This window comes from Vibrio sp. V42_P2S4T144 (genome assembly GCF_009904715.1).
Classification (GTDB): Bacteria; Pseudomonadota; Gammaproteobacteria; order Enterobacterales; family Vibrionaceae; genus Vibrio; species Vibrio alginolyticus.
In genome coordinates, this window is sequence record NZ_WXWS01000509.1 from 1 (window position 1) to 7174 (window position 7174).

A 7174-nucleotide genomic window follows, 5' to 3' on the forward strand; every position below is an offset into this window, starting at 1 on the left:
GTATCCTATGAACCACGCACAACAAGCGATAAAAGAACTCATCGAACAAACAGAAAAAAGCGTCATTGGACAAAGCCACGTGGTTCGAGCTTTAGTCATTGGGTTATTAACAAATGGGCATATTCTGCTAGAAGGTTTACCGGGAACGGCAAAAACACGTTCCGTAAAATCGTTGGCGAACTTGTTAAACACCAGTTTTGGTCGAATCCAGTTTACGCCGGATCTTTTACCATCTGACGTGACGGGTACTGAGGTTTATCAAGAGCTGGATGGTAAGCCGCAACTCCATTTTCAGTCAGGGCCAATTTTTAACAGCATTGTACTTGCTGATGAGGTCAACCGTGCACCAGCCAAAGTACAAGCGGCACTGCTTGAAGCCATGGCCGAAGGCACAATCACGGTAGGCGATAAAACTCACGTATTGCCAGACTTATTTATGGTGCTTGCAACGCAAAACCCAGTAGAGCAAGAGGGCACGTACCCACTGCCAGAAGCGCAAATGGACCGCTTTATCATGAAGGTTACCGTCGATTATCCAGAAGATGACGCCGAACGTGACATCATTCGTTTGGTGCGCTGTGAAGAATTGGGTGCGGAAACCAGCAGCGAAATTGTTACGCCAAAACACATCGAGCCAGACGTGGTGCTAGAAGCGCGTCGTCAGTTACCAAACATCGTGGTATCAGACCTAGTGGAAAACTACATCGTTGCGTTAGTGATGGCGACTCGTAAGCCAGAGCGTTATGCCGATTCAAACTTAGCAAAATGGATTGAGATTGGCTCTAGTCCTCGTGCTTCTATCGCACTCGACAAATGCGCTCGTGCGTATGCGTGGATGCAAGGACGTGACCACGTTACTCCTGACGATGTGCGTGCCATGGTTCCGTCTGTATTGGGCCACCGTTTTTCTCTGACCTACGATGCACTGGCAGATGGGGTCGATCATCAACGAGTCGTACAAGAGCTGCTAGATTGTGTAGAAATTGGGTAAGTGGGAGGCATTATGGCTAAGCCAACTCTTGCGCCAAAATCACAGGGGATGGATCCCCGTTTGTACTGCGATTACGCTCGTTTAGTACGTCTGCAAGCACAAGCAGAATCATTCAGTTTACTCCCTCACCTAAAGGCGGGTAGCGTACTCTCTGGCCGACACAATTCGTTGTTTCGCGGTCGTGGATTGAACTTCGAAGAGCTGCGCCATTACCAATTGGGTGACGATATTCGTAACCTTGATTGGAAAGTTACGATGCGTACAGGTAAGCCGCACGTACGCAGTTATACAGAAGAAAAAGATCGCAACGTAATCGTGTGTGTCGACCAGAGAAGCACAATGTTTTTTGCTTCGACGCAAGTAATGAAATCGGTTGTCGCGGCAGAGATCGCAGCGATGTGTGGGTGGCGAGTATTAAAAGATGGCGACCGAGTCGGTTTTGTCATCGCATCCCCGCAGGCGTTGTTTCACAGCAAGGCACAGCGTTCGCAAAACGATCTTCTGGCGCAACTTAAACGTCTCGCTAAAGCCAATCAATCGCTCAATGTGGACTCCCGCAACTCCGAAAAAGTAACGTTCAGTCAATGGATTGAGCTCATTAAACGCATGAAGCTCAAGCAATCCACTTTGATTTTTATCAGCGACTGGAGCGACTGCGAGGAGCACCATCTTGATCACCTTAAACAGCTGCAACAGCACAATGATGTTCTCGCAGTGATGGTTAGTGACCCATTAGAACAAACGTTACCAGACGATTTGGCAAAATCGAAATGGGTGGTTGGTGATGGGCAGTATCAACTCAACTTAGACAGCAAAGCAAAGGTAGAAGCTGCGAGCGCAAAGCTTGAGGCTCGAACTAGCTTACAGCGTCAATCACTCTCTCAACTTATGGCGATGAAACACCTTCCACACATCGAACTCGATACGACAGGTGAGCACATTAAACAATTCCAAAAACTGGTAGGAGGGCGTTAAATGAGTGATCTTCCTACGCCTCCAAGTACCTACATACTCAGAGAGCTGCATGATGTGGCCGTACCATCTAGCGTGAGTTGGCACCCGCAAACTATTGGCTGGAAAATTTTAGCGGCGGTTGTGCTCATTGCATTGGTATATTTCGCATATCGCTTGGCTCGGCAATGGTGGCATAATCGTTACCGAAAAGAAGCTCTACTGGCGATTTCGCAAATCAACCCGAGCGACAAAGACATGCCAACAGTATTGTTCTCTGTGCTTAAAACAGTGCTGATTCATATTGATAGCCGCAACGCGAAATTGTTTGATACCGCCTTTCTGCGCAAGCTCGATGCGCTGTATCCGCAAACCGAAGATTCTCAAGCAAACTCGCTTGTGGTCTTTAACGATGAGCTTTCAAAGCGCTGGTTACAAAGTATTGTTGACCCAAGCGTTATGCTAACCAACGAAGAGCGATTAAAGCTTATTGCTCGTGCGAAAAACTGGGTGAGTGAACACCGTGGTGATGCTCAAAAAAGCGCGGCAAAGAAATCACCACGATTGAAACGCAAAGCACATCAGGGAGGTCAACATGAATGATCTTCTTGTATCGCTAACTGGTTTGTCTGGTTTTGAATTTGCTCACCCAATGTGGTTTCTGATTTTGCCGTTGCCATTGGTGGTATACTACTTGGTGCCTGCATATCGCACTAAGCAAATGGCGATCAAAGTGCCGTTTTTTAGTCAGTTGGTGGAAGCGATTGGCGAGACGCCGTCAGAAGGTGCAAGCCAGTTAACCCCAAGCTGGTGGCAACGAGCAACGTTAATTCTCTCATGGCTTTTGGTGGTGTGTGCGATGGCAAAACCCACCGTGTTAGGCGAGCCTCAAGTTCGCGAGAGTTTAGGGCGCGATGTGATGGTGGTGGTGGATCTTTCGGGTTCCATGGCTGAGCCTGATTTCACGTCTCGTACAGGTGAAAAAATTTCTCGCCTTGATGCGGCGAAAGAAGTGCTGACGGAGTTTGTTCAGTCTCGTAAAGGTGACCGATTAGGCTTGGTTCTTTTTGGTGATGCCGCTTTTGTGCAAACGCCATTTACCGCTGACCAAAAAGTGTGGCTCGAACTGCTTAACCAAACCGATGTGGCGATGGCAGGGCAGAGTACCCATCTTGGTGATGCAATTGGCTTAGCGATTAAAGTTTTTGAGCAAAGCGATAAGTCGCGTGGTGCTTTAGAACAAGATCAAAACCGTGAAAAAGTCGCGATTGTATTAACCGATGGTAACGACACGGGCAGCTTTGTCGAGCCGATTGATGCGGCGAAAGTTGCGAAAGCCAAAGGCGTGCGAGTGCACGTGATTGCGATGGGTGATCCGGAAACGATAGGTGAAACCGCGTTGGATATGGACACGATTCATCGCATTGCGAAAGAATCCGGCGGTGAAGCGTTTGAAGCTCTCAACCGTGATGAACTGTCGGCTGCCTACGACGAGATTGGCAAACTGGAACCTCAACTTTACGAAAGCACTACATACCGCCCAAAACAAAGCCTTCATCATTACTTGATGGCGTTAGTGGTCATCATGCATTTGCTCGCGTTCAGCGTCGCAACACTCAAAAGAAGGGCTGCAACACGATCATCATTAGGAGAGAGCGATGTTTGATTCTCTTAGTTGGACGCAATTCTTTACGCAGTTTCATTTTATTCGACCACTGTGGTTACTGGCTTTGGTACCCATGTTTTTCTTGGTGTGGTTACGCTGGCGAGAAGAAAGCAAGCCAAGCTGGAAGGATATTCTGCCCGAACATTTACGCAATGCTTTGACGATAGGTGAGCGAGGCTGGCGTAAGCAACTGCCGCTTAAGCTCTTGATGCTGATTGTGTTCATCGCCATTGTGATTTGTGCAGGCCCAACGTGGCAACGAGAATCTTCTCCCTTTGGCGAAGATAAAGCCTCTATGCTTGTGGTGCTTGATAACAGCGACTCGATGCTGCAAAAAGATCTCCCACCAAGCCGCCTTGAGCGTTCCAAACAGAAAATACGCGATTTGCTAGCCGCGCGAAAAGGCGGAAAAACGGGTTTAGTCGTGTTCGCGGGCAGTGCTCATGTCGCAATGCCTATAACTCAAGACAGCAAAGTATTTGACCCATTTTTGGCGGCCATTACGCCAGAGATTATGCCCGTGCAAGGTAAGCTTGCCGAAAAAGCCTTGCCGTTAATTGATCAACAATTGCAAGGTCAACCAGGCTCCACCGTTCTGTTGGTGAGCGACGGCGTGAACCCGGCCACGATTGAGCAATACCAAGCGTATTTCTCGGGCAAACCTTATCAACTGTTAATTCTTGCGGCAGGGAACGCTGACATTGTGAGTAACAACCCAATGGATTTGGATTCTCTACAAAAACTGGCCAGCCAGATCAACGGTCGATTGGTGGAAGTGACCGTCGATAATAGTGATATCGAGCAACTGAATCGATACGTTGAGCGCAATATGCAGCTTAATGGCGAATCTTCAATGCCTTGGAAAGACATGGGGTATCAACTTCTGTTCCCAATCGCGCTGATCATGATGCTGTGGTTTAGAAAAGGGTGGTTAGTGCAGTGGTGCGTGATTGTAATGGTGAGCGGCACGTTATTGATGCCAACAAGTGCGTTGGCCGAGAATATTTCAGTTAAAGCCGAGCAGCCACAAGTTGTGCAAAAAGTGACGGCTTTCGACAAGATGGCGCAATGGTGGTGGGATTTGTGGCTGACGCCAGACCAACAAGGACAGCGTTTGTTCAACCAACAAGCGTATTTAGAAGCCGCGAAACACTTTGTCGATCCATTACGCAAAGGTACGGCGTACTACTACGCTAGCGAGTTTGAACTCGCGCACAGTGCGTTTTTGGAGATGCAAAACGACCCGTCCGAAGAGGTTCGAGATTACGGTCTTTATAATGCGGCGAGTGCATTGGCGCGTCAGCGTGAATATTTGGCTGCACGTGACTTGTTAAAATCCCTAGCCAACAAGCCAACGTTGAGCGAGAGGCTAAGACCAGATGTTGAGCATAACTTGAAAGTGATTGGTGGTATTGTAGAGGACATCAACCGGATGAGTGAGAGTCAGGCAGGAACAGAGCAAGAAGCATCAACCGAGCTAGGCGATAACCCTCAAACCGCAGAAGGGGCGGATGAAAAAACGTCAGCGGAGTTGATGATTAAAGAGACGTTAAGTGCAGACGACATCTTAGGTAGCCAAGAATTAGCCGACAAATGGTTAAAGCGAGTCGAAGCGGATCCTAAATACTTCTTAAATGCGAAGTTTCAGATTCAATTGCGTTCAATAGAAACCGGAGAATCAACCTCTACTGCGAACGAAAATACAGAGGAGGCGGTGCAATGATGAAAAGCCACCGTTTTACGCCCTTTGCTTTACCCTTGTGGTTAGTTATCTGTTTCGGTTTCCTCCTGAGCAGTAGTGTGTTGGCTCAAGATATTCGTGACGTTCAACGAAAGCATGGAGTTGAGTTACAAGCGTGGGTTGGTCAACAACCAACGGCTGGAGAGAAGCGGAAAACACCAAGTTTTAGCGTCAATGAGCAAGTTATTTTAACCATCGAAGTGGCAACGCCGCGTTGGTTTGCGGGTGGTACGAGAATTGGCAATATTGAAATACCCAATGTTATCGCCAAACAGCGTAATCAACTAGCAACCAACTTTACTGAGCAAAAAGAGGGACAAACTTGGTCGCGTCAACGATGGGAAGTGACTTTGTATCCTCAAGCTTCTGGTGATTTTGTGATTCCACCTGTCGCAGTGGGCGTTCAGGTGTCTGCGCCGGACGGCGAGAAGGTGTCAGGCACACTTTACACGCAGCCGATTAAGTTCAAAACCGTCTTGCCATCGGGCCTGCTGAGTGGTGAGACACCTTGGTTTTCTGCAACAGATGTAGAGGTAAAGCAAGAGTGGGATACCTCCACCGAGTCACTCAAAGTTGGGGATGCAATCACGCGTAAAATCACCATTTCGGCTCAAGATTCACTATCTGTATTGCTACCAGACTTGTTGAAAGGAGAATCAACAACCCGTTATCAAGCGTATCCTCAACCCCACCGTTTGACAGATACGCAAACACGTGGTGATTACCAGTCAACACGCACAGAAGAGAGCGTGTACGTGATTCAACAAGGTGGTGAATTAACCCTGCCTGATTATGAGTTTCGTTGGTGGAACAGTAAGACTCAGCAAGTGGAAACGGTGATGTTAGAGGGCAAAACTTTTGCCGCGAAGCACACGTTGAAGTCCTTCATCAGAACGTACTTTGCATGGATTGTTTCCACGCTTGTGTTGCTGGGTTTTGTGATTATTTCATTGGTAGCCATTAAACGTTACTACCGCAACAGACCGACACCAGCATGGTTGACGTTCCACCGTTTGTTAAAGGCTAAACGTTGGTCTGAAGCAAGGACCATATTGTACAAACAATTGCGTTTAAATACGGCAGAGCTGGAAATGAACAAAGCCGATACGAGTGAATCGTGGCAAAAAAGTGCGTCGCGAATGCAAAATGGTGAAAATAGCGCTCATTTACTGAAGTCGATGTGGCGCAAAATCCAGACCAAACAAAAACGCTTTAAATTCCGTACTCTGCGAGCGTTACCAGAACTGGACAAAGTCATTGGAAGAGATGGCAATGAATAAAACGGGGCGCTAATATAGCGCCTCGTTTTTATTAGAGAATAGAGTTCAAATGAGCCAAGAGTTTATGCGCCGCGCATTGGAAGTGTCCAAAAATGCGCTTCCTGAATGTCAACCCAACCCGCCGGTTGGCTGCGTGTTAGTGAAAGACAATCAAATCGTTTCTGAAGGTCATACTCAAGCGATTGGTGGCAATCACGCGGAAGTGGAAGCGCTGAATGCGTATCAAGGCTCGTTAGAATCGGTGACGGCATACGTTACGCTGGAACCGTGTTCGTTTGTTGGTCGCACGCCAGCTTGCGCGGTGACATTAGTCAAATCCGGCATAAGCAAAGTCGTCGTAGCCATATTGGACCCCGACCCGCGCAACAGTGGTCGAGGTATCGAGATTCTAAAACAAGCAGGTATAGAGGTAGAAACGGGTTTGTGCGGCGAGGAAGTCAGCGAGTTTCTTACCCCTTACCTAGGCAAAGCCTAAGTCAAGCTTTACGTTGCACTATGGTGCCAGTTTATGTGGTGAATGAAGTGCGTCAAAATTGAGTTAAAAC

General features: G+C 47.9%; 7 protein-coding genes. All 7 read left to right on the forward strand.

What is annotated here, in order from left to right; translation table 11 throughout:
• The first annotated feature begins 7 nt into the window (after positions 1 to 7).
• From CAG68_RS16835 to CAG68_RS16865, 7 genes are read left to right on the forward strand one after another with little or no spacing between them, the layout of a single operon-like run.
• Positions 8 to 991, forward strand: a complete 984-nt coding sequence (locus CAG68_RS16835) for an AAA family ATPase (RefSeq protein WP_085569081.1) — start codon at positions 8 to 10, stop codon at positions 989 to 991.
• A 12-nt stretch (positions 992 to 1003) separates the two neighbouring features.
• Positions 1004 to 1966 carry a DUF58 domain-containing protein gene (locus tag CAG68_RS16840; protein ID WP_047101409.1) on the forward strand — a complete coding sequence of 321 codons (963 nt, stop codon included), beginning with the start codon at positions 1004 to 1006 and terminating at the stop codon, positions 1964 to 1966.
• The gene (locus CAG68_RS16845) at positions 1967 to 2545 is read left to right on the forward strand and encodes a DUF4381 domain-containing protein (protein ID WP_086047457.1); all 579 of its coding nucleotides are present in this window, start codon (positions 1967 to 1969) and stop codon (positions 2543 to 2545) included.
• On the forward strand, positions 2538 to 3608 hold the full coding sequence (locus CAG68_RS16850; RefSeq protein WP_005398156.1) for a vWA domain-containing protein: 1071 nt from the start codon (positions 2538 to 2540) through the stop codon (positions 3606 to 3608). The genes CAG68_RS16845 and CAG68_RS16850 overlap by 8 nt, the downstream gene beginning before the upstream one ends.
• Positions 3601 to 5331 carry a VWA domain-containing protein gene (locus tag CAG68_RS16855; RefSeq protein WP_161441396.1) on the forward strand — a complete coding sequence of 577 codons (1731 nt, stop codon included), beginning with the start codon at positions 3601 to 3603 and terminating at the stop codon, positions 5329 to 5331. Before CAG68_RS16850 ends, CAG68_RS16855 begins: the two co-directional genes overlap by 8 nt.
• Complete coding sequence (locus CAG68_RS16860; protein ID WP_054577826.1) at positions 5328 to 6629, forward strand: BatD family protein; 1302 nt, start codon at positions 5328 to 5330, stop codon at positions 6627 to 6629. The genes CAG68_RS16855 and CAG68_RS16860 overlap by 4 nt, the downstream gene beginning before the upstream one ends.
• Before the next feature lie 49 nt (positions 6630 to 6678).
• Positions 6679 to 7104: a bifunctional diaminohydroxyphosphoribosylaminopyrimidine deaminase/5-amino-6-(5-phosphoribosylamino)uracil reductase RibD gene (locus CAG68_RS16865; protein ID WP_005376542.1), complete on the forward strand. Its 426-nt coding sequence runs from the start codon at positions 6679 to 6681 to the stop codon at positions 7102 to 7104.
• Positions 7105 to 7174 lie beyond the last annotated feature (70 nt).